Source organism: Frigidibacter sp. MR17.24 (assembly GCF_037095655.1).
Lineage (GTDB): Bacteria > Pseudomonadota > Alphaproteobacteria > Rhodobacterales > Rhodobacteraceae > Frigidibacter.
On record NZ_JBAWKE010000013.1, the window covers coordinates 33,385 to 59,372 of the forward strand.

26 protein-coding genes are annotated in these 25,988 nt (G+C 72.1%); 16 read left to right on the top strand and 10 right to left on the bottom strand.

Annotation, left to right across the window (positions count from 1 at the left end):
- Position 1 precedes the first annotated feature (1 nt).
- The 3 genes from V8J39_RS22000 (at position 2) to V8J39_RS22010 (ending at position 1,774) form a co-directional block, all read left to right on the top strand.
- On the top strand, positions 2-655 hold the full coding sequence (locus V8J39_RS22000; RefSeq protein WP_336463122.1) for an amino acid ABC transporter permease: 654 nt from the start codon (positions 2-4) through the stop codon (positions 653-655).
- 19 nt (positions 656-674) lie between these two features.
- A complete protein-coding gene (locus tag V8J39_RS22005; RefSeq protein ID WP_336463164.1) occupies positions 675-1,403 on the top strand; it encodes an amino acid ABC transporter ATP-binding protein in 729 nt (242 codons plus the stop codon).
- 224 nt (positions 1,404-1,627) lie between these two features.
- A complete protein-coding gene (locus V8J39_RS22010) occupies positions 1,628-1,774 on the top strand; it encodes a hypothetical protein (protein WP_336463123.1) in 147 nt (48 codons plus the stop codon).
- Between the two features lie 26 nt (positions 1,775-1,800).
- On the opposite strand, the gene V8J39_RS22015 is transcribed toward V8J39_RS22010, so the two are convergent.
- Complete coding sequence (locus tag V8J39_RS22015; protein WP_336463124.1) at positions 1,801-2,796, bottom strand: MDR family oxidoreductase; 996 nt, start codon at positions 2,794-2,796, stop codon at positions 1,801-1,803.
- Positions 2,797-2,821: 25 nt separating this feature from the next.
- A complete protein-coding gene (locus tag V8J39_RS22020) occupies positions 2,822-3,613 on the bottom strand; it encodes a FadR/GntR family transcriptional regulator (RefSeq protein ID WP_336463125.1) in 792 nt (263 codons plus the stop codon).
- Positions 3,614-3,725: 112 nt separating this feature from the next.
- Between V8J39_RS22020 and V8J39_RS22025 the strand changes: the two genes are divergently transcribed.
- Complete coding sequence (locus V8J39_RS22025) at positions 3,726-5,174, top strand: FAD-binding oxidoreductase (RefSeq protein ID WP_336463126.1); 1,449 nt, start codon at positions 3,726-3,728, stop codon at positions 5,172-5,174.
- Positions 5,167-6,105 (top strand): nucleoside hydrolase, encoded by a 939-nt coding sequence (locus V8J39_RS22030; RefSeq protein WP_336463127.1) that lies wholly within the window; start codon positions 5,167-5,169, stop codon positions 6,103-6,105. Before V8J39_RS22025 ends, V8J39_RS22030 begins: the two co-directional genes overlap by 8 nt.
- A 121-nt stretch (positions 6,106-6,226) precedes the next feature.
- Here the strand turns inward: V8J39_RS22030 and V8J39_RS22035 are convergent, their stop codons facing one another.
- Genes V8J39_RS22035 through V8J39_RS22050 form a run of 4 tightly spaced genes read right to left on the bottom strand, consistent with a single transcriptional unit; the run spans position 6,227 to position 11,259 of the window.
- On the bottom strand, positions 6,227-8,296 hold the full coding sequence (locus V8J39_RS22035; protein WP_336463128.1) for an acetate--CoA ligase family protein: 2,070 nt from the start codon (positions 8,294-8,296) through the stop codon (positions 6,227-6,229).
- Entirely contained in the window at positions 8,296-9,120 is an 825-nt protein-coding gene (locus tag V8J39_RS22040) for an enoyl-CoA hydratase/isomerase family protein (protein ID WP_336463129.1), read from the bottom strand. Before V8J39_RS22040 ends, V8J39_RS22035 begins: the two co-directional genes overlap by 1 nt.
- Before the next feature lie 36 nt (positions 9,121-9,156).
- Positions 9,157-10,068 carry a pseudouridine-5'-phosphate glycosidase gene (locus V8J39_RS22045; RefSeq protein ID WP_336463130.1) on the bottom strand — a complete coding sequence of 304 codons (912 nt, stop codon included), beginning with the start codon at positions 10,066-10,068 and terminating at the stop codon, positions 9,157-9,159.
- Positions 10,069-10,080: 12 nt separating this feature from the next.
- Complete coding sequence (locus V8J39_RS22050; protein ID WP_336463131.1) at positions 10,081-11,259, bottom strand: carbohydrate kinase; 1,179 nt, start codon at positions 11,257-11,259, stop codon at positions 10,081-10,083.
- A gap of 141 nt (positions 11,260-11,400) precedes the next feature.
- Here V8J39_RS22050 and V8J39_RS22055 point away from each other — a divergent pair, with 141 nt between their 5' ends.
- The 8 genes from V8J39_RS22055 (at position 11,401) to V8J39_RS22090 (ending at position 19,775) form a co-directional block, all read left to right on the top strand.
- Positions 11,401-12,360 (top strand): isopenicillin N synthase family dioxygenase, encoded by a 960-nt coding sequence (locus V8J39_RS22055; RefSeq protein ID WP_336463132.1) that lies wholly within the window; start codon positions 11,401-11,403, stop codon positions 12,358-12,360.
- A gap of 66 nt (positions 12,361-12,426) precedes the next feature.
- On the top strand, positions 12,427-13,461 hold the full coding sequence (locus V8J39_RS22060; protein WP_336463133.1) for an ABC transporter substrate-binding protein: 1,035 nt from the start codon (positions 12,427-12,429) through the stop codon (positions 13,459-13,461).
- A 184-nt stretch (positions 13,462-13,645) separates the two neighbouring features.
- Positions 13,646-14,695, top strand: coding sequence for an ABC transporter ATP-binding protein (locus V8J39_RS22065; RefSeq protein WP_336463134.1), 1,050 nt, complete (start codon positions 13,646-13,648; stop codon positions 14,693-14,695).
- Positions 14,695-15,552 (top strand): ABC transporter permease, encoded by an 858-nt coding sequence (locus V8J39_RS22070; protein WP_336463135.1) that lies wholly within the window; start codon positions 14,695-14,697, stop codon positions 15,550-15,552. Before V8J39_RS22065 ends, V8J39_RS22070 begins: the two co-directional genes overlap by 1 nt.
- Positions 15,553-15,556: 4 nt before the next feature.
- Entirely contained in the window at positions 15,557-16,339 is a 783-nt protein-coding gene (locus tag V8J39_RS22075) for an ABC transporter permease (RefSeq protein ID WP_336463136.1), read from the top strand.
- Positions 16,340-16,344: 5 nt separating this feature from the next.
- A complete protein-coding gene (locus tag V8J39_RS22080) occupies positions 16,345-17,964 on the top strand; it encodes a thiamine pyrophosphate-binding protein (protein WP_336463137.1) in 1,620 nt (539 codons plus the stop codon).
- 201 nt (positions 17,965-18,165) lie between these two features.
- The gene (locus V8J39_RS22085) at positions 18,166-19,143 is read left to right on the top strand and encodes a class 1 fructose-bisphosphatase (protein ID WP_336463138.1); all 978 of its coding nucleotides are present in this window, start codon (positions 18,166-18,168) and stop codon (positions 19,141-19,143) included.
- A gap of 134 nt (positions 19,144-19,277) precedes the next feature.
- Positions 19,278-19,775, top strand: a complete 498-nt coding sequence (locus V8J39_RS22090) for a flavin reductase (protein WP_336463139.1) — start codon at positions 19,278-19,280, stop codon at positions 19,773-19,775.
- A 40-nt stretch (positions 19,776-19,815) separates the two neighbouring features.
- Here V8J39_RS22090 and aroQ read toward each other — a convergent pair whose 3' ends face one another.
- On the bottom strand, positions 19,816-20,265 hold the full coding sequence (gene aroQ, locus V8J39_RS22095) for a type II 3-dehydroquinate dehydratase (RefSeq protein ID WP_336463140.1): 450 nt from the start codon (positions 20,263-20,265) through the stop codon (positions 19,816-19,818).
- Positions 20,266-20,385: 120 nt separating this feature from the next.
- Entirely contained in the window at positions 20,386-20,565 is a 180-nt protein-coding gene (locus V8J39_RS22100; RefSeq protein ID WP_336463141.1) for a hypothetical protein, read from the bottom strand.
- Positions 20,566-20,773: 208 nt separating this feature from the next.
- Here V8J39_RS22100 and queC point away from each other — a divergent pair, with 208 nt between their 5' ends.
- The 3 genes from queC to queE are packed head-to-tail and all read left to right on the top strand — an operon-like array spanning position 20,774 to position 22,534.
- Complete coding sequence (queC, locus tag V8J39_RS22105) at positions 20,774-21,481, top strand: 7-cyano-7-deazaguanine synthase QueC (protein ID WP_336463142.1); 708 nt, start codon at positions 20,774-20,776, stop codon at positions 21,479-21,481.
- Entirely contained in the window at positions 21,474-21,827 is a 354-nt protein-coding gene (locus V8J39_RS22110) for a 6-pyruvoyl trahydropterin synthase family protein (RefSeq protein ID WP_336463143.1), read from the top strand. The genes queC and V8J39_RS22110 overlap by 8 nt, the downstream gene beginning before the upstream one ends.
- Positions 21,824-22,534, top strand: a complete 711-nt coding sequence (queE, locus tag V8J39_RS22115; protein WP_336463144.1) for a 7-carboxy-7-deazaguanine synthase QueE — start codon at positions 21,824-21,826, stop codon at positions 22,532-22,534. Before V8J39_RS22110 ends, queE begins: the two co-directional genes overlap by 4 nt.
- Positions 22,535-22,554: 20 nt before the next feature.
- Here queE and V8J39_RS22120 read toward each other — a convergent pair whose 3' ends face one another.
- Positions 22,555-23,997 (bottom strand): sugar porter family MFS transporter, encoded by a 1,443-nt coding sequence (locus V8J39_RS22120; RefSeq protein WP_336463145.1) that lies wholly within the window; start codon positions 23,995-23,997, stop codon positions 22,555-22,557.
- A gap of 148 nt (positions 23,998-24,145) precedes the next feature.
- Positions 24,146-25,372 carry an amidohydrolase family protein gene (locus V8J39_RS22125; protein ID WP_336463146.1) on the bottom strand — a complete coding sequence of 409 codons (1,227 nt, stop codon included), beginning with the start codon at positions 25,370-25,372 and terminating at the stop codon, positions 24,146-24,148.
- Positions 25,373-25,988: the final 616 nt, after the last annotated feature.

The following is a 25,988-nucleotide window of genomic DNA, read 5'->3' on the forward strand; positions in this document are numbered from 1 at the left end:
GATGGTCGATTTCAGCCTGTGGGACATCCTGCGCAACCTGATCCTGTCCGCGCGCTGGACGCTGGTGCTGTCGCTGATCGCCTTCGTCGGCGGCGGCGTCGTGGGGGCGGCCTTCCTCGTGCTGCGGATCTGGCGCCCGGCCGTCTTCGACCGCCCCGTCGGCGCCTATGTCCAGCTGTTCCAGGGCACGCCGCTGCTGATGCAGATCTTCCTGAGCTATTTCGGGCTGCGGCTGTTCGGGGTGCAGGTCTCGGTCTGGGTCTCGGTCTCGCTGGCGCTGACGCTTTACACCTCGGCCTTCCTGACCGAGATCTGGCGCGGCTGCGTCGCGGCGATCCCGAAGGGGCAGTGGGAGGCGTCGACCTCGCTTGCGCTGTCCTTCGGCGAGCAGCTGCGCCACGTGATCCTGCCGCAGGCGCTGCGCATCGCCATCCCGCCGACCGTGGGCTTCGTGGTGCAGGTCATCAAGGGCACGGCGCTGGCCTCGGTCGTGGGCTTCGTGGAACTCACCCGCGCGGGCAACATGATCGCCAACGTCACCTACGCCCCCTTCACCGTCTTCGCCTGCGTCGCGCTGACCTATTTCATCATGTGCTATCCGATCAGCCTCTATGCCCGTCACCTCGAAAGGAAACTGCATGTCCGTGGCGGCTGACGCATCGCACCGCCCCCCGATCGTCGAGATCGCGGGCCTGCGCAAATCCTTCGGCGACAACGAGGTGCTGAAGGGCATCGACCTGAAGATCGCGCCCGGAGAGGTGGTGGCGATCATCGGCAAGTCGGGCTCGGGCAAGTCGACGCTTCTGCGCTGCATCAACGGGCTCGAGACATTCCAGTCGGGCGGGCTGACCGTCGACGGCAAGGCGCTCTTGCACGACAGCGCCGCCGCGATGCGGGCGCTGCGCCAGCGGGTGGGGATGATCTTCCAAAGCTTCAACCTGTTCCCGCACCTGACGGTCGGGCGCAACGTGATGCTGGCGCCGACGCTGGTGAAGAAGGCGGGCCGGGGCACGGCCGAGGCGCAGGCGCGCAGGCTGCTGGACCGCGTGGGCCTGGCCGAGAAGTTCGACGCGATGCCCGACCAGCTGTCGGGCGGCCAGCAGCAGCGCGTCGCGATCGCCCGCGCGCTGGCGATGGAGCCCGCGGTGCTGCTGTGCGACGAGATCACCTCGGCGCTCGATCCCGAGCTGGTGGGCGAGGTGCTGCGCGTGGTCGAGAGCCTCGCCGACGAGGGGATGACGCTGCTGATGGTCACGCACGAGATGGCTTTCGCGCGCAAGGTGTCGGACCGGGTGGTGTTCATGCACCAGGGCCGGGTGCACGAGATGGGCCCGCCCGAGGCGCTGTTCGGCGCGCCGCAGACGCCCGAGCTGCAGCAGTTCCTGTCCTCGCTGCACGACTGAGGCCCCGGTCCCGGCCAAGGCCCCCATCCCGGCCGCGTCCGGGCGCCGGGACAGGGACCGCCTCTGGCCGCCGTCAGGGCGCGAGCGCGACGGTTTCCGGCAGCGTCAGGGCCGGCTGGCGGAGATAGAGCTGCACCCCATCTGTCCCGTCGTGGGCGCTGGCCTCGGTGACGGGCAGCGTTCCCGGCCTGCCGGCGGGTGCGGCCCGGTTGAATGCTTGAGTTTTGAGTAGGCATTCGCGCGGGTCGACGATCGACCTGCTGCTGGCCGTGCTTGAACGGCACGACGACCGGGCGCGGGCTGGCACGAGGTGCTGCGCGCTGACGCGCGAGAGGATCGCCGACGCGCTGCGGGCGGCGATGGCGGCTTGAGCCGCCCCGGCCCGTCTCCTGCCCTCTCAGCCGGTGACGTCGATCACCACGCGGCCGCGGATCCGGCCGGCGACGATGTCCTCGGCCAGCTGCGGCAGGTCGGACATCGGCGCGACGCGGGTGATCGCCTCGAGATGCGCGGGATCGAGATCGCGGGCGAGCCGCGCCCAGGCGGCCAGGCGCCGCTCGCGCGGGGCCATCACCGAATCCACGCCGATCAGGGCGACGCTGCGCAGGATGTGCGGCAGCACCGTCGCCGGCAGGTCCGGCCCGCCCGCCAGCCCGCAGGCCGCGACCGCGCCGCCATAGACCGTCTGCGCCAGCGCATTGGCAAGCGTGGTCGAGCCCACGGTGTCGACGCCGCCGATCCAGCGCTCTTTCTGCAGCGGCCCGGCCTTGGCGGCGAGCTCTTCGCGCGCGACGAAGCCGGTGGCGCCAAGGCCCGCGAGGTAGTCGTGCGTTTCCGGCCGGCCGGTGGCGGCGGTGACGCTGTATCCCGCGCGCGACAGCAGGCTGATCGCGACCGAGCCGACGCCGCCGGCGGCGCCGGTGACCAGGACCTCGCCCGCGCCGGGCGCGATCCGGCCCCAGCGTTCAAGCGCGTCGACGCAGAGCGCCGCGGTATAGCCCGCGGTGCCGATCGCCATCGCCTGCAGCGGCGAGAACGCCGACGGCAGGGGGATCAGCCAGTCGGGCTTCAGCCGCTGGAAGCGGGTGTAGCCGCCCTGCTCGGTCTCCGACAGGCCCCAGCCGTTGACGATCACCCGGTCGCCCGGCGCCCAGTCGGGCGACCGGCTGTCGATGACCGTCCCGGCCAGGTCGATGCCGCCGATCATCGGCATCCGCCGCGCGATCCGGCCCTTGCCCGAGATCGCGAGCCCGTCCTTGTAGTTCAGCGTCGAGTGGCTGATCTCGACCAGCACCTCGTTGTCGGGCAGGTCGGCGAGGGTGAGGTCGCGCAAACCGGCCTTCGGCTTGCCCTCGACGGCGTCGATCACCATCGCCCGGAATGTCTCGGTCATGCGGTCGTCCTCGGTTGCGGGCGCGTCACGGGCCCCTGGGATGATCCTTGTCCGCGGCGCGGGCCTCGCGCGCGGCGAGCGCCGCGGCATGGGCGGCGCGCAGGTAGTCGAGCAGCGCGCCAAGCGCCGCCTCGGCCGCGGCGCCGTCGCGCGCCTCGACCGCCGCCACGATGCGGCGGTGGTACATCGCCACCTCGCGCCGGTCGCGCAGGCGGAAGGTGATCAGGTTGGTGATCGGGATGAAGGCCTCGATCACCGCGTGCATCATCAGCGACAGCGGGCCGTTGCGCCCGGCCTCGACCAGCGCGCGGTGGAACCGCACGTCCGAGGCGCAGAACGCCTCGTCCGACAGGCCGGTCGTCTCCTGCGTCGCGATCTCGGCCCGCATCCGGTCGAGATCCCCGGGCGTGCGATGCTGCGCGGCGAGGCGGCAGCAGATCGCCTCGGTCTCGCGCCGGGCGGTGACGATCTGGTCGATGTCGAAGGCGCCGAAGCCCACGAGCAGCGTGGCCGAGGTCGCGATGGTCTCGGCCAGGCCCGCGGGGTCGGGGCGGGCGACGAAGGTGCCGCCGGTGGGGCCGCGGCGCGACTGCACGAGGTTCTGCGCGGCCAGCCGCTTGAGCGCCTCGCGCACCGTCGGGCGCGAGATGCCGAAGCGGCGCGCCAGCTCCTCCTCGGTCGGCAGGCGTTCGTCGACCTTCAGCCGGCCGTCGAGGATCGCGGCGCGGATCGTGTCGGCGATCTGGCGGGCCAGCCCGCCGCGCACCACCTCGTCGTAGTTCAACACCATCCCGGGCCCCTCTCTGCCGCCCAGCATGGCACGCGCCGCGCGGCATTTCCATATTTTATTATTTGTTTGACAATTGGCGCGACGCTGCGGAACTCTGGCCGCGGTCCCGGGACGCGGGGCCGATGGGGGACTGCCCGCGATGCCGCCCGAGACCGACAGACTGGAGGCGCTGCTGGCGCGGCTGGCGCCGGCGCTGGACGCGGGCGCGGTACTGCGCGGCGACGCGGTCGGCCCGGCCTATGCCCGCGACGGAGAGCCCTTCGACGGCGCCCGCCCCGCGCTGGTGCTGCGCCCGCGCGACACCGCGCAGGTCGCGGCGATCCTGGCGGCGGCGACGGCGCTTGGCCAGCCCGTGGTGGTGCAGGGCGGTCGCACCGGGCTGACCGGCGGCGCGCGGCCGCGGCCGGGCGAGGTCGCGCTGGCGACCGAACGGATGGCCGCGATCGGCCGGCCCGACCCGCTGACGCAGACGATCACCGCGGGGGCGGGGGCGCCGCTCGAGGCGGTGCAGCAGGCGGCGCGGGCGGCGGGGATGATGCTGGGGGTCGACCTCGGCGCGCGCGGCTCGGCCACGATCGGCGGCAACATCGCGACGAATGCCGGCGGGATCCGGGTGCTGCGCTACGGCATGTTCCGCGAGCAGGTCGCCGGGCTTGAGGCGGTGCTGGCGGACGGGACGGTGGTGGGCGGGCTCGACCGGCCGCCGAAGGACAATGCCGGGCCCGACCTGCGCCAGCTGTTCATCGGCGCCGAGGGGGTGCTGGGCGTGGTAACGCGGGCGCGGCTGCGGCTGCATCCGGCGCCGGCGCACGAGGCGGTGGCGCTGGTGGCGCTGGCGTCGCTGGGGGCGGCGCTTGCGGTGCTGGCGCGGCTGCGCGCCGCGCTTCCGGGGCGGGTCTCGGCCTTCGAGGTCATCGACCCCGCGCTTTACGCCGCGACGCTTGCCCATCACGCGATCGCGCCGCCGCTGCCCGCCGGTGCCGGCTTCTACGCGCTGGTCGAGATCCAGTCCGACCGCGACGAGGCCGGGCCCTTCGAGACCGCGCTGATGGCGGCGATCGAGGACGGGCTGGCGCAGGATGCGGTGATCGCCGGGTCGGGGCGCGAGGTGGCGCAGCTGTGGCGGATCCGCGACGGGGTCAGCGAATACCTGTTTTCCCGGCCGGGGATGACGGGGCATGATGTGGGCCTGCCGCTCGCGCGGCTCGAGGAGGGGCTGGCCGCGATCCGCGCCGCGCTGGCCGCGGCCGATCCGCGGGCGGGGCTGATGGTCTTCGGCCATGCCGGCGACGGCAACCTGCACGTGATGGTGCAGACGGCCGACCCGGGCGCGACCGGTCCGGCGGTGCTGCGCGCGGTCGCGAAGGCGGGTGGCACGATCTCGGCCGAGCATGGTATCGGTACCGACAAGGCGCCTTGGCTGCATCTCGTGCGCAGCGCGGGCGAACTGGCTGCGATCGCGCGGCTGAAGGCGGCATTCGATCCGGCCGGCGTGCTGAACCCGGGCCGGATCCTGCAGGCCGACAGGACGACGGAAAAGACGACTGACAAGATGACGGACCAGACGGAGAGCGCCGGCAATGGCTGAGAAGATCATCATCGACACCGACCCCGGCCAGGACGACGCCTTCGCGATCCTGCTGGCGCTGGCCAGCCCCGAGATCGAGCTTCTGGGCATCACCACCGTCGCCGGCAACGTGCCGCTGAGCCGCACGACCGAGAACGCCCGCAAGATCTGCGAGCTGGCCGGGCGGACCGATGTGGCGATCCACCCGGGCTGCGACCGCCCGATGCGCGGCGCGCTGGTCACGGCCGAGCATGTGCACGGCAAGACCGGGCTTGACGGCTACGACCTTCCCGATCCGGCGATGCCGGTGTCGGACCTGCACGGCGTCGACTTCCTGATCGAGACCCTGCGGCGCGAGCCTGCGGGCACGGTGACGCTGTGCCCGCTGGGGCCGCTGACCAACATCGGCACCGCGCTGTCGCGCGCGCCCGACATCGCCGGGCGGATCAGGCGCATCGTGCTGATGGGCGGCGGCTTCTTCGAGGGCGGCAACATCACCCCGGCGGCCGAGTTCAACATCTTCGTCGATCCCGACGCGGCGACGCTGGTGCTGGGGGCGGGGATCGAGGTCACGATCCTGCCGCTCGACGTGACGCACAAGGTGCTGACCTCGCCGGAGCGGATCGCGGCGATCCGCGGCATCGGCACCCGGCTTGGACAGGCTGCGGCGGGCTGGCTCGAGTTCTTCGAGCGGTTCGACGTCGAGAAATACGGCAGCCAGGGCGGGCCGCTGCACGACCCCAACGTCATCGCCTGGCTGCTGAAGCCCAACCTCTACGACGGCCGGCTGTGCAACGTCGAGATCGAGGCGGACTCCGAGCTGACGCGCGGCATGACCGTCGTCGACTGGTGGGGCGTCACCCCGCGCGAGAAGAACGCGACCTGGATCCGCGACGTCGACGACGCGGGCTTCTTCGCGCTGCTGACCGAGCGGCTGGCGCGGCTGGGCTGACCGCGGCCGGGCTGACCGCGGCCGGGCTGACCGCGGCCGGGCTGACCGCGACCGGGCTGACCGCGACCGGGCTGACCGCGACCGGGCTGACTGCGACCGGGGGCCGCCGGGGCCCTCGCGATCAGGCCCGCAGGATCAGCGCGTCCAGCAGCCGCAGGCCGCGCCCCTCGGGCAGGACCGCGACGGGGTTGAGGTCGACGGCCTCGATCGCGGTGCCGTGGCGCATGCCGAAATCCGACAGCGCCACCATCGCCGCGACCAGCGCGGCGCGATCGGCGGGCGGCGCGCCGCGCTGACCCGCGAGCAGCGCGCCAAGCCGGGTGCGGTCGATCATCGCCCCGGCGCGCGCGGCATCGACGGGCAGCAGGTCGAAGGCGGCCTCGCCGACCAGCTCGGTCAGCGTGCCGCCGATCCCCGCCACCATGCCCAGCCCGAAGGGCGCGTGCTGCACCAGTCCCAGCAGCACCTCGACCCCGCCGGTCACCATCTCCTGCACCAGCACGCCGTCGATCCGCGCCGCGGGCGCATGGGCGCGGGCCGCGGCGGTGATGCGCCCGAACGCCGCCTCGACCGCCGCGCGGTCGGTCAGGTTCAGCGCGACGCCGCCGGCCTCGGTCTTGTGGGCGATGTCGGGCGAGGCGATCTTCATCACCACCGGGAAACCCAGCCGCTCGGCCAGCGCGCCCGCGGCGGCGGCCTCCGCGACGACCGCGCCGCGCGGGCCGCCGATGCCCTCGGCCTCGAAGATCGCGCGGGCCTGCGCCTCGCCGAGATCGCCGCAGGGCAGGGGCTGGGCGGGGGCGGCGCCGGTCCAGCTGATCCCGCGCGCCCCGCGCTGCAGCGCGGCGATGGCGGTGAGGGTCGCGCGGGTGCCGTGCAGGCGCGCGGCGGTGCCGAAGGCCGCCGCGACGCGCGGGTGATGCCCGGCCGACAGGTTCGCCATCGCCACCACCGGCGTCGCGCCGCCGTAGCCGCCGATCGCCCCGGCGATGCCGAGGTATTCCTCCGCGATCGCCTCGGACAGCCCCGGGGGCGCATCCTGCGCCGCGATGATCGCCGCGACCCCGGGATCGGCGTCGAGCGCCGCCAGCGCCTGCGCGTACACATCGGCATCGCCGAAGGCCGCCCCGGTCAGGTCGAGCGGGTTCTGCGGCGTCGCGAAGCCCGGCAGCAGCGCGCGCAGCCGGTCCACCGTCGCGGGCGCGAGCGTGGCGAGCGGCAGGCCGCAATCGCTGGCGATGTCGGAGACATGGGCGATGCCGCCGCCGCTGACGCCGACCACGGCGACCGGTCCGCGCGGCGGGCGCAGCCCGGCCTCGCACAGGGCCGCGGCCTCGGCGAAGCTGTCCATGTCGGGCAGATCGACGATCCCCAGCCGGTCGAGCAGCGCCGCCTGCGCCTCGGCCGCGCCGGCGAGCGCGCCGGTATGGGCCGCCGTCGCGCGCTGCCCCGCCGCCGTGCGCCCGACCCGCAGCGCGAGCGCGGTCTTGCCCGCGGCATGGATCGCGGCCATCCCGCGTGCCAGCCCCTCGGGGTCGCGGATGCCCTCGATCACCAGCCCGACGGTCCGGGTCTGGGGATCCTGGGCGAACCAGTCGAGGTAGTCGCCAAGGCCGGTCACGCTGGCATTGCCCATCGACACCACCGCCGAGACGCCGAAGCGCCCCGAATGGGCCAGCGCGATGGCGCTCGCGCCCGAGGCCGAGATCAGCGCCACGCCGCCGCGCCGCATCCCCGGCGCGAGGGTCGAGGAATACAGCGCCGCGCCGGGGGCGAGCGACACGAGGCCAAGGCAGTTCGGCCCGCACAGCGCCATGCCGTGCCGGCGCGCGATGGCCGCCATCTCGGCCTCGAGCGCGGCGCCCTCGGCCCCGGTCTCGCCGAAGCCCGAGGCGAGGACCACCGCGGCCTTCACGCCGCGCGCGCCGGCCTCGTCCAAGATCGCGGGGACATGGGGCGCGCCGATGCCGACGACGACGCAGTCGGGCGTGACCGTCAGCGCCGAGAGGCTGGGCGCGGCGGCATGGCCGAAGACCCGCGCCTCGCGCGGGTGGACGGGCAGGATCGCGCCGCCATAGCCCATCGCCGCGAGATTGCGCATCACGTAGCCGGCCGAGGCGCCCGGCCGCTCGGTCGCGCCGACGACGGCGACCGAGCCCGGCGCCATCAGCGCCGCGAGCGGATGCGCCATCAGACGTCGAGGCCCCGGAACGGGCCGTCGCGGAAGTCGAGGTATTCCTTCAGCGTCATCTTGCCCAGCATCTTCATCCACTCGTTGCCCTGCTTGGTGACGTGCAGGCCGGCGATGGCGGTGATGTTGTAGTCGAACGACGCCTTGATCCCGGCGATCATCTGCTGGTTGTTGATCGACTTCTTCGTGTATTTCAGCGCCGGCACCGGCATCCGCGCCAGCTTGCGCGCCAGCTTGCGCGCCAGCATCTTCGCCTTGTCCATCAGCGCGTCCGCCGGGACCACGCGGTTCACGAGATGCATCCGCAGCGCCTCGGCCGCGTCGACGGTGTCGCCGGTGTACATCAGCCAGCGCACGTCGCGGGTGGCCAGCAGCCAGGGCATCATCAGCGCCGGCGGGCCCGAGTTGTGGCGCACCTCGGGCTCGCCGAACTTGGCGGTGTCGGCGGCGATGGCGAGATCGCAGGCCATCACCAGTTCCAGCGCGCCGGCCAGCGCATAGCCGTTGACCGCGGCGATGACCGGGATCGGCGCGTCCCAGATGTTCATCAGCGCCTGCGCGTTCTCGGTCATGTCCTCGACCCAGAAGTCGAAATCGACGTCGAAATCGCCGCCCTGCAGGTCGTAGCCGGCCGAGAAGGCCCGCCCGGCCCCGGTGAGGATCAGCGCGTTCACCTCGGGGTCGGCGCCGGCCTCGGCCACGGCGGCGTCGATCTCGCGCACCACGGTCTTGTTCATGGCGTTGAGCTTGTCGGGCCGGTTGATCGTGATGGTGGCGAACTTGTCGTCCGGGTCTTTGTCGTAAAGGATCGTCTCGTAGGCCATCTTGGAATTCCCTGTCGGATCCGGGTCTGTGCCCGCTTATTTCACCAGTCCGCCGGCCACCTGCGCGGCAAGGCGGGCATTGTTCAGCACCAGCGCGATGTTGGCCGCCAGGCTGCGCCCCTCGGTCAGCCGGTTGATCCGCGCCAGCAGGAAGGGCGTCACCTCCTTGCCGCGGATGCCCTGCGCCGCGGCCTCGGCCACCGCCTCGGCGATGGTGCCGTCGATCTCGGCCGCGGGGATCGCGTCGGGCTCGGGCACGGGGTTGGCGATCAGCAGGCCGGTGCCGGTGCCCAGCGACAGGTGCGTCGCCACCGCCGCCGCGATCTCGGCCGCGGTGTCGAGCCGATGGGTCGCGGGCTCGCCCGACACGCGTGAGAAGAAGGCCGGGAAGTCGTCAGAGCCGTGCACGATCACCGGCACGCGCATCGTCTCGAGATGTTCGAGGGTCTTGGGGATGTCGAGGATCGACTTCACGCCCGCGCAGACCACGGCGACCTCGGTCATGCCCAGCTCGGTCAGGTCGGCCGAGATGTCGAACGTGTCCTCGGCGCCGCGGTGCACGCCGCCGATGCCGCCGGTGGCGAAGACGCGGATGCCCGCGCGCGCCGCGATCAGCATGGTCGAGGAGACGGTCGTGCCCGCCGACCGGCCGCGCACCATCGCCACCGCGAGGTCGCGCCCCGAGGCCTTGACGCAGTCGGGATCGGCGACGAGCGCGTCGAGATCCGCGTCGGACAGCCCGACCTTGATGCGGCCCTTCAGCAGCGCGATCGTCGCGGGCACCGCGCCCTCGGCCCGGATCGCGGCCTCGACCGCGCGGGCGGTCTCGACGTTCTGGGGATGGGGCATGCCGTGGGTGATGATGGTCGATTCCAGCGCCACGACGGCACGTCCCGCCTTCAGCGCCGCGGCGACCTCGGGGTGGATGTCGAGGGGAAGGTCGGTCATGGGCGTCTCCGGTCAGGCGGTGGCGGGTGTGGTCGGTGTGGTCGGTGTGGTCAGTTCAGGGGCGGGGGCGGCCGCGCTGGGCGCGGTCAGCCGGCTGCGGGCATGGGTTTCCAGCATCTCGCGCCCGAGGTCGGCGCGGACGGTTCCGGGCGTCTCGACCGTCAGCGCGCCCATCAGCGCGCCGGTGCGCGCCGCGGTGGGGAAGTCGTGGCCCGAGACGAGCGCGTGCAGCGTGCCCGCGACCATCGCGTCGCCCGCGCCGGTGATGTCGACGCTGGCGGCCGGGACGGCGGGGATCACCAGCTCGTAGCCGTCGCCGGCGATGGCAAGGCCCTGCGCCCCCATCGAGACCTGCGCCCGCTTGGCGCCGCGGGCCACGGCGGCGCGCGCGGCGTCGAGCGCCTCGGGCAGGTCGCGCGCGACCGGCAGATCAAGCAGCGCCGCCGCCTCGTCGGCGTTCATGAACAGAAGGTCGATGCCCGACAGGTCCGCCGGCAGCTTGCGGATCTTGTGGGTCGAGACGCCGTCGATCGTCAGCTGGTAACGCCCGCCCTCGTGGCGGCGGATCAGCGCGGCCAGCGTCTCGGCCGGCAGGTTCGCGTCGGCGAAGACCCAGGCCGCGCCCGCGACATGCGACCAGACCCGCGACAGCGCCGCGGGCGTCAGCCGGTCGAAGATCGCCATGTCGGCGATCCCGAGCGCAAGTTCGCCGGCCGGGGTCAGGATCGCGCCGTATTCGGCGGTGGTCGCGTCGGGGGCGATGATCACGCGGCTGACGTCGACGCCCTGGTCGCGCAGGTGACCCAGGATGTGATGGCCGGTCTGGTCGTCGCCCAGGATCGACACGAATCCCACCGGCTCGCCCAGCCGCGCGAGGTTCTCGACCACGTTGCGCGCGACGCCGCCGAAGCTGTGGAACGCCTCGACCGGGTTCGAGGTCTCGGCCACCAGCGGCTGCAGGGCGCGGTACTTGCGGTCGAAGACGGCACCGCCGATGCACAGCACCTGCCCCGAGGTCGGCAGCACGTAGCCGCGCCCGAGGATGTAGCCCTTCTTGATCAGCTGCACGACATGCGCAGCCACGGTCGAGCGCGCGATGCCCAGCGCATCGGCGATCTCCTGCTGCCCGGCGAAGGGATTGCGCGAAATCTGGTCAAGCACCGCCGCTTCCTGGGGGGCGAGGTCGTCCATGGTCACATCTTGTCTGCTGCGGATGTTTTTTTGAGTAGACGTCAACAGTTTTCGTTGTCAACAATTGTTTGTCGGCCGGTCGTGCGGCCGGTGAGTCAGCGGCCGCGCGGCCGCCCGACCCGTCCTGCGAAGGAGCTGCCCATGACCTCGACATCCGCCACCGCTACCTCGACCGCGATCCCGGTGATCGACATCGCCCCGTTCATCGCCGGCGGCCCCGGCGCCGACGAGGTGGTCGCCCGGGTCGAGGCGGCCTGCCGCAGCACCGGCTTCCTGCTGGTCACCGGCCACGGCGTGCCGGTCGCGGTGACGCGCGCGCTGTACGACGGGGCGCGGGCCTTCTTCGACGAGCCGCAGGCCTGGAAGGCGGCGCAGGGCCGCGGCACCGGGGTGATGGGCGGCGTCGCCTTCTCGCCGATCGCGGACGAGGCGCTGGCGGCGACGCTGGGGCTGAAGACCCCGGGCGATTTCAAGGAAAGCCTGAACTTCGGGCCACGGCTGCCGGGGGATGCCTGGCCGGACCGGCCGGCCGGGTTGCAGCAGGCCTTCGCCGACTATTTCGCGGCGATGGAGGTGCTGGCGGGGCACATGCGCCGGATCTTCTGCCAGGCGATCGGCCTTGCGCCCGACCATTTCGAGAAGGATTTCGAGGGCCACCTGTCGGCGCTGCGGGTGATCAACTACCCCGAGCAGCACGTCGCGCCCGAGCCGGGCCAGCTGCGCGCGGGCCAGCACACCGATTACGGCTTCATGACCATCCTGCGCTCCGAGGCCTCGCCGGGCGGGCTGCAGGTGCAGACGCGCGAGGGCGAATGGCTCGACGCGCCGTCGGTCGAGGGGGCCTATGTCATCAACATCGGCGACGCCTTCATGCGCTGGACCAACGACGAATGGGTCTCGACCCCGCATCGGGTGGCGAACCCGCCCTCGGGCTATGCGGGCCAGGCGCGGCGCCAGTCGATCCCGTTCTTCCTCAACCCCGGCGCCGGGACGGTGATCGACTGCCTGCCGGCCTATGCCGGGCAGGGCGCGAAATACCCGCCGATCACCTACGGCGACTACATCAGGCTGAAGACCTCGCAGGCCTTCCGGAAGGACTGACACCGCCCCCTATCCCTGGGAACGACCGGCGCGAATGACCGGCGACCCGCCAACATGGAGACGCAGATGACCATCACCAGACGGCAGGCGCTCGGCGGCCTGTCCGCGCTTGGCGCCGCCGGGCTTCTCGCCCGCCCCTCGCTCGCGCAGCAGAAGACCCTGATCGTGCCGACGCTCGGCGGGGTCTGGGAACAGTTCTGGCGCGACACCGTCGCCCCCGCCTTCACCGAGGCCTCGGGCGCGGCGGTCACGCTCGACGTCGGCAACGGCCGGGTGTTCGGCGCCAACCTGCGCGCCGCGGGCGTCGACAAGCCGCCCTATTCGATCGTCATGACCAACGAGGTCTTCGCGCAGGGCCTGCGCAAGGAGGGCTTCTTCGAGAAGCTCGACATGGCCAAGCTGCCGAACTACGCCGCGACCTATCCGATCGCGCAGGGCACCGACGGCTACGGCGTCGTCGCCTGCTATTCGCCGATCGGACTGGGCTATCGCACCGACATGGTCCAGACCCCGCCCAAGCGCTGGGCCGACCTGTGGGAGAACCCCGAGTTCGCCGGCCGCATCGGGCTTTACAACTTCGCCAACTCGGCCGGGAAGATGGAGCTGCTGCTGGCCTCGAAGCTGTTCGGCAAGGACCAGTACGACAGCGACGCGGGCTTCGACGCGCTGAAGAAGCTGGGCCAGGTGGTGCAGGTGGACTTCAACCTGTCGACGGCGCTCGCGGGCGGCGAGATCGTCGTGGCCCCGTTCGACTTCGCCGAGATCGCGCGGCTGAAGGCGCAGGGCCTGCCGGTGGACTACGTGATCCCGGAAGAGGGCGTGCTGGCCTTCGACCAGACGCTGAACATCCTGGCGAACGGTCCCGAGAAGGACCTGGCCTATCAATATGCCGACTTCATCCTGTCGGCCGCGATGCAGGAGCAGCTGATGAAGCAGTTCTTCGTCTCGCCCACCAACGCCTCGGTCACCGCGCCCGAGGAGCTGGCCTATGAGGTGCCGATCTCGGGCGAGGCGATGGGCGACATCCTGCAATGGGACTGGGGCTACGTGAACGACAACCAGGCCGCGCTGTCCGAACGCTGGGCCGCGACCGTCGGCTGATCGGCCACGACGCCCCGGCCCGCGCGCGCCTGCCCTCTCGGGCGCGCGCGGGACTTTGACGACCCGCGCACCACCCGGGTTCCGGACGGGCGCACCGGATCGGGGGCCTGCACCGGGACCTAGACCGGCCCCGCAGAAAAGTCCGCCGAAAAGCCTGCCGAAAAGCCCCGCCGAAAGCCCCCCGATGACCCGCGTCACCCTGACCCGCCTGACCAAGTCCTACGGCCCCGCCATCGCCCCGGCCGTCGATGCCATCTCGCTCGACATTCCCTCGGGCGAATTCGTGTCGCTGCTCGGGCCCTCGGGCTGCGGCAAGACCACCACGCTGAAGATGCTCGCCGGGTTCGAGGACCTGACCTCGGGCACCATCGCCTTCGACGGGCAGGACGTGGGCCATGTCCCGGCCGAGAAGCGCGACATCGGCATGGTGTTCCAGAACTACGCGCTGTTCCCGCACATGACGGTGCGCGGCAACCTCGCCTTCGGGCTCGAGATGCGCAAGGTCCCCAAGGCCGAGATGGCGCGGCGCATCGACGCCACGCTCGATCTGGTGCAGCTGACGGCGCTGGCCGACCGCTATCCGCGCCAGCTGTCGGGCGGGCAGCAGCAGCGGGTGGCGATCGGCCGTGCCCTGGTGATCGAGCCCCGGATCCTGCTGCTGGACGAGCCGCTGGCCAACCTTGACGCCAAGCTGCGCGAGGAGATGCGCGTGTTCATCCGCGACCTGCAGCGCCGCGTCGGCATCACCACGATCTACGTCACCCACGACCAGGCCGAGGCGATGACGATGTCGGACCGGGTGGTGGTGATGTTTCGCGGCCACATCGCCCAGGCGGGCCCGCCGGCCGAGATCTACCAGCGCCCCGCCAGCCGCAGCGTCGCGGGCTTCGTGGGCCAGGTGAACCTAGTCGAGGGCCGCGTCGCCGCGCCGGGCACGCTGGCCGAAAGCCGCTTCGGCACCACCGCGCTTGCCGCGCCGCGCGCGCCCGGCGCGCCGGTCACGCTGGCGCTGCGCCCCGAGGCGATCGACCTGCTGCCCGCCGATGCCGCGCAGGGCCTGCCCGCGCGGGTGATCGCGGGCTTCGACAGCGGGGCGATCGTGGACTATCGCCTGGCCTTCGACGACGGCTCGGAGATCGAGGTGAAGGCGATCAACCGCGGCCTGCACGTGCCGGGCACCGCCCTGCGCCTTGCCGTCGATCCCGCGCGGCTCTGGCCGCTGGAGGAGGACTGATGGCCGCCGCCGCCGCCGACCGGCGCCGCGCGGTGCTGCTGATCCTGCCGGCGGCGCTGCTGCTGGTGGTGTTTCTGGCGGTGCCCTACCTCAACATCCTTGCGATCAGCTTCCGCAACCCGGGGCAGGGCACGCCCTATGCGCCGGGCTGGACGCTGGCGAACTACGGCCGGTTCCTGACCAGCGACCTCTACCAGGGGCAGATGCTGAACACGCTGTGGATCGGGCTTGTCACGACCTTCGCGACGCTGGTCATCGGCCTGCCGGTGGCGTTCCAGCTGGCCCGGGCCGACCTGCGGCTGCGCGGCCTGTGCTATGGCATCGTGCTGTCGCCGCTTCTGGTCGGCATCGTGATCCGCTCCTACGGCTGGACGATCCTGCTGGGCAACAACGGCGTCATCAACCGCGGCCTGATCGGCGCCGGGCTGATCGAGCGGCCGCTGCCGCTGATGTACAACTCGCTTGGCATCATCATCGCGCTGACCCACGTGTTCCTGCCGTTCATGATCCTGCCGATCATGAGCGCGGTGCAGTCGATCGACCCGGCGCTGAGCGCGGCCGCGCGGTCGCTCGGGGCGGGGCGGGTGACGGTGATCCGCCGGGTGCTGCTGCCCTTGGCGATGCCGGGCATCCAGGCGGGCTGCATCCTCGTCTTCGTGCTGTCGTTGTCGTCCTACGTCACGCCGGCGCTGATCGGCGGGCTGCGGGTCAAGACGATGGCGGTGACGGTGGTCGACGCGCTTCTGGATACGTTCCAGTGGCCGCTCGGGGCGGCGCTGGCGCTGATCCTGTCGGCGGTGGGCGCGCTGATCGTGGTGATCTTCGCGCGGCTCACGCGCCTCAAGTGGAAGGGCTGAGCCCGTGGCACGCCAGGTCCTGAACCTGTATTCGCTGGTGATCTACGCCTTCCTGATGGCGCCGATCGTCGTGGTGATCGGCGCCTCGCTGAACGCGGGGGCCTTCCTGACCTTCCCGCCGCAGGGCCTGTCGCTGCGCTGGTACGCGGCCTTCCTGCACAACGAGGTCTTCCTGCGCGCGATCGGTACCTCGCTGTGGATCGCCGCGGTGGCGACGCTGGTGGCGGGGACGATCGGCACGATGGCGGCGGTCTACTACGTGCAGTTCGCCGGCCGGCGCAAGGAACAGCTGCGGGTGGCGCTGCTGTCGCCCCTGCTGCTGCCCGAGGTGCTGACCGCGATCTCGCTTCTGTTCTTCGTCTATGCCGTCGGCATCGGCACCACGACGATGTTCGGGCTGCTGGTGGGCCACGTGCTGATCTGCCTGCCCTTCGTGTTCATGAACGTCACCTCCAGCCTCGAGGGCTACGACCCCGACTGGACCATGGCCGCCCGGTCGCTTGGCGCCGGGCGCTGGACCCGGTTCCGCCGGGTGATGCTGCCGCTGATCAAGCCCGGCGTGTTCTCGGGCTGCCTCTTCGCCTTCGTGATCTCCTTCGACGTCTTCACCATCAGCTTCATGCTGAAATCCATCGGCAGCTCGACCCTGCCGATCCAGCTGTTCGACTACCTGAAGTCGAACTACACCCCCGAGGCCGCCGCCGTCGCCTCGTGCTCGATCTTCGTCACCGTCGCGGTGGTGGTCGTGTCCGAGAAGGTGCTGGGACTGCGGATTCACCGGTTCTGAGGCAAATGGAACGCAAAACCTTCGAACTGCTGGCCGAATGTCTGGCCGCGCACCGGGTCGAGCATCTGTTCGGACTGGTGGGCGATGCGAACCTCTACATGGTCGATGCCTGGGTGCGGGCCGGGCACGGCCGCTATACCGCGCTGACGCACGAGGCGAATGCGGTGCTGGCGGCGCTGGGATACGCGCAGGTCGCGGGGCGGGTCGGCGTGGCCACGATCACCCACGGGCCGGCGCTGACCAACGTCGTCACCGCCCTGGCCGAGGGCGCCAAGGGCGGGATCCCGGCGGTGGTGATGGCGGGCGACACCGCGCCCGGCGATCTCGAGCACCTGCAGAAGATCGACCAGCGCGAGATCGTGAAGGCCTCCGGCGCGGGCTTTGTCGAGCTGCGCGCGCCCGACACGGCGGCCGAGGATCTGGCGCGCGCCTTCCGCCGCGCGGCGCTCGAGCGTCGCCCGATCGTGTTCAACATGCGCGCCGACCTGATGTGGCAGCCGACCGCGGCCGCGCCGGTCGCCTGGCCGGTGCCGCAGGTGCGCGCCGCCGTGCCCGAGGGCGAGGCCTTCGACGAGGCCGCCGGCATGATCGCCTCGGCCCGCCGGCCGCTGATCCTGGCCGGGCGGGGCGCGGTGCAGGCGCGTGCCGCGCTCGAACGGCTGGCGGCGCGGCTGCAGGCGCCGGTGTCGACCACGCTCAAGGCTTCGGGCCTGTTTCAAGGCCATCCGCACGATCTGGGCGTCTTCGGCGGGCTGTCGGGGCCGGTGACGGTCGAGGCGATCCTGCAGTCGGACTGCATCATCGCCTTCGGGGCAAGCCTCAGCCGCCAGACCACCGAGGCGGGCAGCTATCTGCGCGGCCGCCGCGTGGTGCAGGTGCTGGCCGACCCGATGGAGAACGACCGCCGGACCGAGCCGACGGTGCTCTTGATCGGCGACATCGCCGCCACCGCCGCGCGGCTGGCCAAGATCATGGACGAGGCCGAGATCCCGCCCTCGGGCGCCGCCGATGCCGCGCTGGCCGCGCGGCTGGCCGGGCTGCGGGCCGCGCCGCCCGCGCCCTTCGCCGCCACCGCGCCCGGCACGATCGACGCGGGCCCGGCGCTGCAGCGGCTCGACGCGGCGCTGACGCCCGACCGCGTGCTGGTCGGCGACCTCGGGCGCTTCACCGTCACCGCCTGGGGCGTGCTGTCGGTGCGCGCGCCGGGCGCCTTCGTCTATTCCTGCAACTTCGGCGCCATCGGCTGCGGCATGGGCGAGGCCATCGGCGCCGCGCGCGCCGCGCCGGGGCGACGGACGGTGCTGCTGGCGGGGGATGGCGGGTTCCTGCTCGGCGGGCTGGCCGAGCTGTCGACGGCGGTGCGCGAGGGGCTCGACCTGGTCGTGCTGCTGCACAACGACGGTGCCTATGGCGCCGAGCACATCCAGTTCACCGCCAAGGGCATGGATCCGGGCCTGTCGCTGATCCACCCGCCGGACTTCGTGGCGCTTGCGCGGGCGATGGGGGCGCGGGCGCTGCGCATCGCCGCGCCCGGTGACATCGGGCCGGCGATCGCGGCGCTGGCGGACCGGCGGGGGCCGCTGCTGATCGACCTCGCGCTCGATCCCCACGCGATGCGGATGTGACCGTCGCGGCCGCGCCCGCGAGACTGCGCCGTGACGGCGCCGTGACGGCGCGGGGGCGGCACGGGGGCGGCGGCCCGGCCGCCACCGGCGGTCCGCCGCCGGGTTTTGCTGCCGCGGCGATTGACGCAGCGGGCGGCAACCCGCAGAACAACGGGGACAATCCGCCGGACCGGGTCCGGCCGCTGCTTATCGAGGGTCCTCATGCTGCGTCTTCCCAATGACGGTGCCGCCACCGGCACGCCGATCGACCAGGTCCTGACCGGCACGGGGCCGGCCGCGATCACGCTTGCCATCGCCAACGCGCTGCCGGCGCTGGCCGACCGCCTTGCCGCGGGCCGCCTGCACGGCGACCCCGAGGCGATCGTCGGCACCAACGACAGCGGCGACCAGCAGAAGGCGTTGGACGTCGGCGCGCACGAGCACATCCTGGCCGCCCTGCGCGGCACCGGCGTCGCCCGCGTGCTGTCCGAGGAGGCCGAGGAGATCTGCGTGCTCGATCCCGAGGGCGCCTGGGACGTGGCGATGGACCCGATCGACGGCTCGGGCAGCATCGGCATCGGCGCGCCGCTGGGGCTTCTGTACACGATCCTGCCCGCGGGCGGTCCCGACAGCTTCCTGCGCCCCTCCTCGGCGGTGGTCGCGGCCGGCTATGCCTCGTTCGGGCATTCGTGCGACTTCGGCTTCTCGCTGGGCGCGGGGCTGCACATCGCCACCCTCGACCGCGAGCTGGGCCAGTTCCGCATCGCGCGCGAAAACGTGACGATGAAGTCCGCCTCAAGCTCGGTCGCCTACAATGCCTCGAACGAGCGGCACTGGGGGCCGGGGCTGAAGGCCTGGGTCGCGGACATGCGCGCGGGCAAGGACGGCCCGATGGGCAAGAACTTCAACATGCGCTGGCTGGGCGCGGCGGTGGGCGATCTGCACCGGATCCTGCTGAAGGGCGGCGTGTTCCTGTATCCCGCCGACGGCCGCCCGGGCTATGAGCAGGGCCGGCTGCGGCTGCTGTACGAGGCCGCGCCGATGGCCTTCATCGTCGAGCAGGCGGGGGGCCGCGCCTCGGACGGCCACCGCCCGATCAGCGAGATCGTCCCCACCGCGCCGCACCAGCACTGCGCGCTGATCTTCGGCGCGGCCGACGAGGTGGCGCTGATCGAGAAATACATCGCCGAGGCCGGCTGACACCGCGGCGGGCGGCGCGGGCCGCGACGCCCCCGCCCCCGGGGGGGCGGTTGCGCCGCTGCGGCCCGGCCGGTAATCAGGGCGCACCGGGGACGGCCCCGGTGACCCCACGCCCCCGGCCGCCCGAGGACCGCATGACGCTTCCACAGGACCCCGTCGCCCGCGATCTGTTCCGCGAAGGCATGTCGCGTCTGGCGGGGGCGGTGAACATCATTACCACCGAGACCGCGACCGGGCTGGTCGGCTTCACCGCCTCGGCGGTCTGCTCGGTGTCGGACGCGCCGCCGACGCTGCTCGTCTGCGTCAACAACGGCAGCTCGGTCGCGGCGGCGTTCCGCGCGGCGACGGCGCTGTGCGTCAACACCGTCGGCCCGCGCCACGCCGAGCTTGCGCGCCTGTTCGGCGGCCGCACCCCGATGGAGGACCGCTTCGCCCGCGCGGTCTGGCACCGCGGCGCCACCGGCGCGCCGATGCTGGACGAGGCGCTGGTATCGTTCGACACCCGCGTCACCGAACGGGCCGAGGTCGCGACCCATTCGGTGCTGTTCTGCCAGGTGGTCGACGTGCGGATGGCCATCGACGACCTGCGCGGCAGCGTCTGGTTCGGGCGGCGGTTCCACGACCTCGGCTGACCCCGGCCGCGCGCCCCGCCTCCCGCGGGGCAACTCAGTCTCAGGCCTTGGCGGTCGCGGCCAGCATCGCCACCCGGCGCAGGCCGAACTGATAGCCCTGGGTGCCGCAGCCGGCGATTACGCCATCGGCGCGCAGGCTGACGTAGGAGTGGTGGCGGAAGCTTTCGCGCTTGTGCACGTTCGAGATGTGCACCTCGATCACCGCGCCCTCGAAGGCGTTCAGCGCGTCGAGGATCGCGACCGAGGTATGGGTGAAGGCGCCCGGGTTGATGACGATGCCGCAGGCGTCGGTGCGGGCCTCGTGGATCCAGTCGATGATCTGGCCCTCGTGGTTGGACTGCAGCAGCCGGATCTCCAGCCCCAGCTCGGCGGCAAGGCGGGCGCAGTCGGCCTCGATGTCGGCGAGCGTCTCGTGGCCGTAGATGTGCGGCTGGCGCTTGCCCAGAAGGTTCAGGTTCGGGCCGTTCAGGATGTAGACGAGATTGGACATGGCACGGGTTCCGGCAGTTTTGCCCGGCCCGGAACGGACAGGGCGGCGCCGGACCTTCGCCCAACGCCGCCCGAATGCCAACCCTCGCGGGGCCGCGGGTAATAACCCTCGGCGTCGCGATCAGCGCAGCGCGCCGACCGCCCCGCCCGCGACCGCACCCGCGGCGACGTTGTTGCTGGTCGCGGCCGCCAGACCGCCGCCGATCAGCGCGCCGGTGCCGATGCGGGTGCCCTTGGTGTCGCCGCAGGCCGCGACGCTCAGCGCCGACAGGCAGGCCAGGATCAGGATCGAGCGTTTCATCTGTGTCTCCTCCGAACGGGGTGCCCGGCCGCGACCGCGGGGCTGCGGTGCCCGGGCTCTGGCGCGACAACCGCCGCACCGCCGTTCGGTTCCGGCCGTGCGCGGGTTCCCGTGCGTTTCGGATCGGGCGCTTGGCAAGGCGCCGCGCCGGGCCTATAAGGGCGGCCTCCCGGTCGCAGCCTACCCGGGTATCAAAACAAGGACCCCGATGAAGACCCTCGTCATCTGCTCCGGCGGACTCGATTCCGTGTCGCTCGCCCATGTCGCGGCGGCCGAAGGCCACCTGTCGCGCCTGATCTCCTTCGACTACGGCCAGCGCCACCGCAAGGAAACGCTCTTTGCCTCGGCCTGCGCCGACCGGCTGGGCGTGCCGTTCCAACTGATCGACCTGCGCGCGATCGGCGCCGCGCTCACCGGTTCGGCGCTGACCGACGACGTCGACGTCCCCGACGGCCATTACGCCGAGGAGACGATGCGCATCACCGTCGTGCCGAACCGCAACGCGATCATGCTGAGCGTGGCCTTCGGCGTCGCCGCCGCGAACGGCGACACCGCCGTCGCCACCGCGGTTCACGGCGGCGACCATTTCATCTATCCCGACTGCCGCCCCGCCTTCACGCAGGCCTTCGACGCGATGCAGCGCGCCGCGCTCGACGGCTATGCCGAGGTGCGGCTTGTCACGCCCTTCGTGCACCGCACCAAGGCCGACATCGTCACCGCCGGCGCCGCGGCCGGCACGCCCTTCGCGCAGACCTGGTCGTGCTACAAGGGCGGCGCGCGCCACTGCGGCCGCTGCGGCACCTGCGTCGAGCGGCGCGAGGCGTTCCACCTGGCCGGCGTGCCCGACCCGACCGACTACGAAGACCCCGACTTCTGGGCCGGGGCCGTGGCGCGGAAGGCGGCACAGGATGTATAGGATCGCCAAGGAATTCGCCTTCTCGGCCTCGCACGTGCTCGAGGGGCTGGCCGCCGATCATCCCTGCGCGCGGCTGCACGGGCACAACTATGCCGTGGTGGTCGAACTCGCCTCGGCCGATCTCGACGCGGTGGGCTTCGTGCGCGACTACCGCGAGCTGTCGGCGCTGAAGCACTACATCGACGACAGCTTCGATCACCGCCACCTCAACGACGTGCTCGACGGCAATCCCACCGCCGAGCGGCTGGCGCGGCACTTCCACGACTGGGCCGTCGCCCGCTGGCCCGAGGTCGTCGCGGTGCGCGTCTCGGAAACCCCCAAGACCTGGTCGGAGTACCGCCCGTGACCGCCCGGCTGCGCATCGCCGAGATCTTCGGCCCCACGGTGCAGGGCGAGGGCGCGCTGATCGGCGAGCCCACGGTCTTCGTGCGCGCGGGGGGCTGCGACTATCGCTGTTCGTGGTGCGACAGCCTGCACGCGGTCGACAGCGCCTTCCGCGAGACCTGGGCGGCGATGACCCCCGCCGCGGTCTTCGACGAGGTCGAGCGCCTGTCGGGCGGCGAGCCGCTGACGGTCTCGATCTCGGGCGGCAACCCGGCGATCCAGGATTTCTCGGGGCTGATCGCGCTGGGCCGCGCGAAGGGCTACCGTTTCGCCTGCGAGACCCAGGGCTCGGTCGCGCGCGACTGGTTCGCCGATCTCGCGATGCTGGTGCTCAGCCCCAAGCCGCCCTCGAGCGGCGAGACCCCGGACTGGGCGGCGTTCGACGCCTGCCTCGCGGCCTCGGGCGCGGCGCCGAAGGCGCTGAAGATCGTGATCTTCGACGATCGCGACTTCGACTGGGCGCGCGACGTGGCGGGGCGCTATCCGCAGCTGCCGCTGTTCGTGCAGCCCGGCAATCCCGAGGTCGATCCCGACCTGCCGGTCGATCCGCAGCGGCTGGCCGACCGGCTGCTGTGGCTGGTCGAGAAGGTGACGGCGGCGCGGTGGTACCGGCCGCGGGTGCTGCCGCAGATGCACGTTCTGATCTGGGGCAACCGGCGCGGGGTGTGATCCCCCGCGCCGTGGCCGGCTCAGCGCCGGTCGTGCGCCATCGCCATCTCCTCGAGGCTGCGGCCCTTGGTCTCCTCGACCATCTTCCAGACGAAGAAGAACGACACCGCCGCGCTGATGGCGTAGATCGCATAGGCCAGGTCGAGCCCGACACCGGCGAGGATCGGGAAGGTGGTCGAGACGACGAAGTTCGCCAGCCACTGCGCCGCGCCCGCCAGGCCAAGGCCCATGCCGCGGATCCGGTTGGGGAACATCTCGCCCAGAAGCACCCAGACCGCCGGGCCCCAGCTGGCGCCGAAGCCGATGATGAACACGTTCGCCGCGACCAGCGCCACCGGGCCCCAGGGCGCGGGCAGGCTGACGGCGCCGTCGACGGTGGTGGCATAGCTGAACGACCACGCCATCGCGCCCAGCGACAGCGCCATCAGCGCCGAGCCCCACAGCAGCAGCTTCCGCCGCCCGACCGAGTCGATCAGCAGGATCGCGATCACCGTCGCGACCACGTTGGTGATCGACATGAAGACCGAGATCATGAAGCTGTCGCTCTCCTCGAACCCGACCGAGCGCCAGAGCGTCGTCGAATAGTAGAAGATGACGTTGATCCCGACGAGCTGCTGGAACACCGACAGGATGATCCCCAGCCAGACGATCGGCAGGAAATAGGCCCGCCCCCCGGTCAGGTCGCGAAAGCTCTTGCGGGCCTCGGCGCTGACGGTGCGGCGGATCTCCTCGATCTTGGCGGCGACGCGCTCGGGCCGGGTGATGCCGACGACCCGCGCCAGGATGTCGCGCGCCTCGTCGATGCGGTTCTTCTCGACCAGGTAGCGCGGGCTTTCGGGCAGGCCGAGCGCCAGCAGGCCGTAGGCCGCGGCCGGGATCAGCTCGGACAGGAACATCCAGCGCCAGGCGGTCATGCCCATCCACAGCTCGCCCGCCGCGCCGCCCGCGACCCGCGCCAGGATCGCGCTGATCAGCAGCGCGAGGAAGATCCCCAGCACGATCGCCATCTGCTGCAGCGTGCCCAGCCGGCCGCGGTTCTCCGAGGGGCTGACCTCGGCGATGTAGGCCGGCGCGATGATCGAGGCGAAGCCGACGCCGATGCCGCCGACGAAGCGCCACAGCACCAGGTCCCAGACCCCGAAGGCGATGCCCGACCCCAGCGCCGAGATCGCCAGCAGCACCGAGGCCACCACCATCGTGCGCACCCGCCCGATCCGCTCGGCGCAGACGCCCGCGTACCAGGCGCCGATCATCGCGCCCAGCAGCGCGCAGGAGACGGTGAAGCCGATCGCGGTCGCCGACAGGCCGAACTGCTCGCGCACGGCGTCGACCGTGCCGTTGATGATCGAGCTGTCGTAGCCGAACAGGAAGCCGCCCAGCGCGGCGGTCGCGGCGCTCAGCACCAGCTGGCGCGACAGGATGCCGTCGAGCCCGGTTTCGGGGGTTTGGTTGGGTCCTGACACGTCGACTCCTCATTCCTGCACCGGCGGAGGCAGCCTCCGCCCGCGCGGGTAGATGTCGCGGTTGCGCGCCCAGTCAATGGTTTGCCCGACGTCAGGGCCCGGCCGGCGCCGCAGCCGCGCCGGGGGGCGGATGGGGCCCGGCCAGCCTTCAGCCGGGCCGGTGCAGCACCGGCGCCGGATGCTCGAAGCTCGGGCGCCCGGCCTTCAGCCCCCAGAGCGGCCGCGCCACCGTCGCCACCGCCTCGGCGCCCGAGACCGCGGGCAAGAGCACGAGGTCGGCGGGCTGGCCGACCGCGATCGCCGGGTCGCGGCCCAGAAGCCGCGCGGGCGCGTCGCTGACCATCGCGAACACCCGGGCCAGATCGGCCTCGGCCCCCAGCTGGGCGACATTGGCATAAAGGTTCGCCATCCGCGTCAGCGACCCGTCGCCGAACGGGGTGAAGGGGTTCAGCACGTTGTTGGTCGCGATCGTCGCGCAGACGCCGCAGGCCTCGGCCCGGTGCGCCGGGGCGACGCCGCGCGGCACGGCGTGGTCGTGGTCGCGCCCGGTCATGAACAGGTCCGTCGACGGCAGCACCGTCAGCGCCACCCCGGCGTCGCGCATCAGCGCAAGGCTTTCCTCCAGCCGGCCGGGCGGCAGCATCGACAGCTTGGTCACATGCCCGACCGCCACGCGCCCCTGCCAGCCATGCGCGATCGCCTGCCGTGCCACCGCGTCGAGATGGCGCCACGACGGGTCGAGGTCGAAATCCAGGTGGAAGTCCAGGTCGATGTCGAAGTCGCGGGCGATGGCGAACAGCCGCGCGATCTGCCCCTCGGGGTCGGTGTCGGTATAGGGGCAGCCGCCCAGCAGGTCTGCGCCCTCCTGCAGCGCGCGGATCAGCAGCGCCTCGGTCCCGGGCAGGTTCAGCATCCCCTCCTGCGGGAAGACGCAGATCTGCAGGTCCAGCGCCCAGGCGTGATCCGCCTTCAGCTGCCGCACCGCCTCGAAGCCGGTCAGCCCGATCGCGGGGTCGATCTCGACCTGGCTGCGCACGAGGTTGGTGCCCTGGCCGATCGCCATCTCCAGCACCCGCGCGCCGCGGGCGAGGATGTCGTCATGGGTGAAGCCGCGCTTGGCCGCGCTGACCGCGGCGATCGCGCCCTTCAGCGTCCCCGAGGGGTTCGCCGCCCGGTCCATCAGGCAGGCCTTGTCCAGGTGCAGGTGGCTGTCGACCAGTCCCCGGATCACCCGGTTGCCGCCGGCCGCGCGGGCAGGGGCATCGGTCTCGATCCGCGGCGCGATCGCGGCCACGCGGCCCGCGGCGATGCCGATGTCGACCGGGGCGGCGCCGTCGGCAAGGCGGGCCTGGCGGATCACGAGGTCGAGGGTCATGGCGGCTCCTTCATCTGGCGCGCCGATCCTTGGCCGCGCCTGCCGAGGAAGTCGAGGGGGAGGGCGGCCGGCACGGCGCGCCCCGGATTCACCTCTGGCGCGAAAATACGCAGAATGTTCCGGTTTGCCGCCCCTGGCGGCAGTCCGGCGGCGCGGGCGGCGGCCGATGTCGCGATGGGTTCGAATGATCTTGCGCGGCGGCCTCCCGTTTCCTAGCAGGAAGTATCGACATGGGGTCCCGATGCGACCGCGGCCGCAACGGCGCGGCAATTTCCGTCAAAGACGCCCCTCGGGGCACCGGCAAAGAGGCCGGCAGGTCAGCCCGGGGATCCGGGTTCAAGCGATGGCGCGCCCGCGTCCCCGCCCGACAGAAATCGCCGCGGCGCCGGAGGATCCGGTCCCGCTCCAGTCCCGAGGGGAGCCGGCATGACCGCCTCACGTCACCGCCATCCCTGTCTGTCCGCCCCGTCCCCGGGACCGGGCGCGCCCGTCTTCGCCCAGGCCCTGCACGTCGCCTGAGCCCTGCACGTCGCCTGAGCCCTGCGCGTCGCAAAGGCCGCACACGACCGATCGAAACCACCGGCCAGACGCCGGCACAACACCACAGAGGGGAACC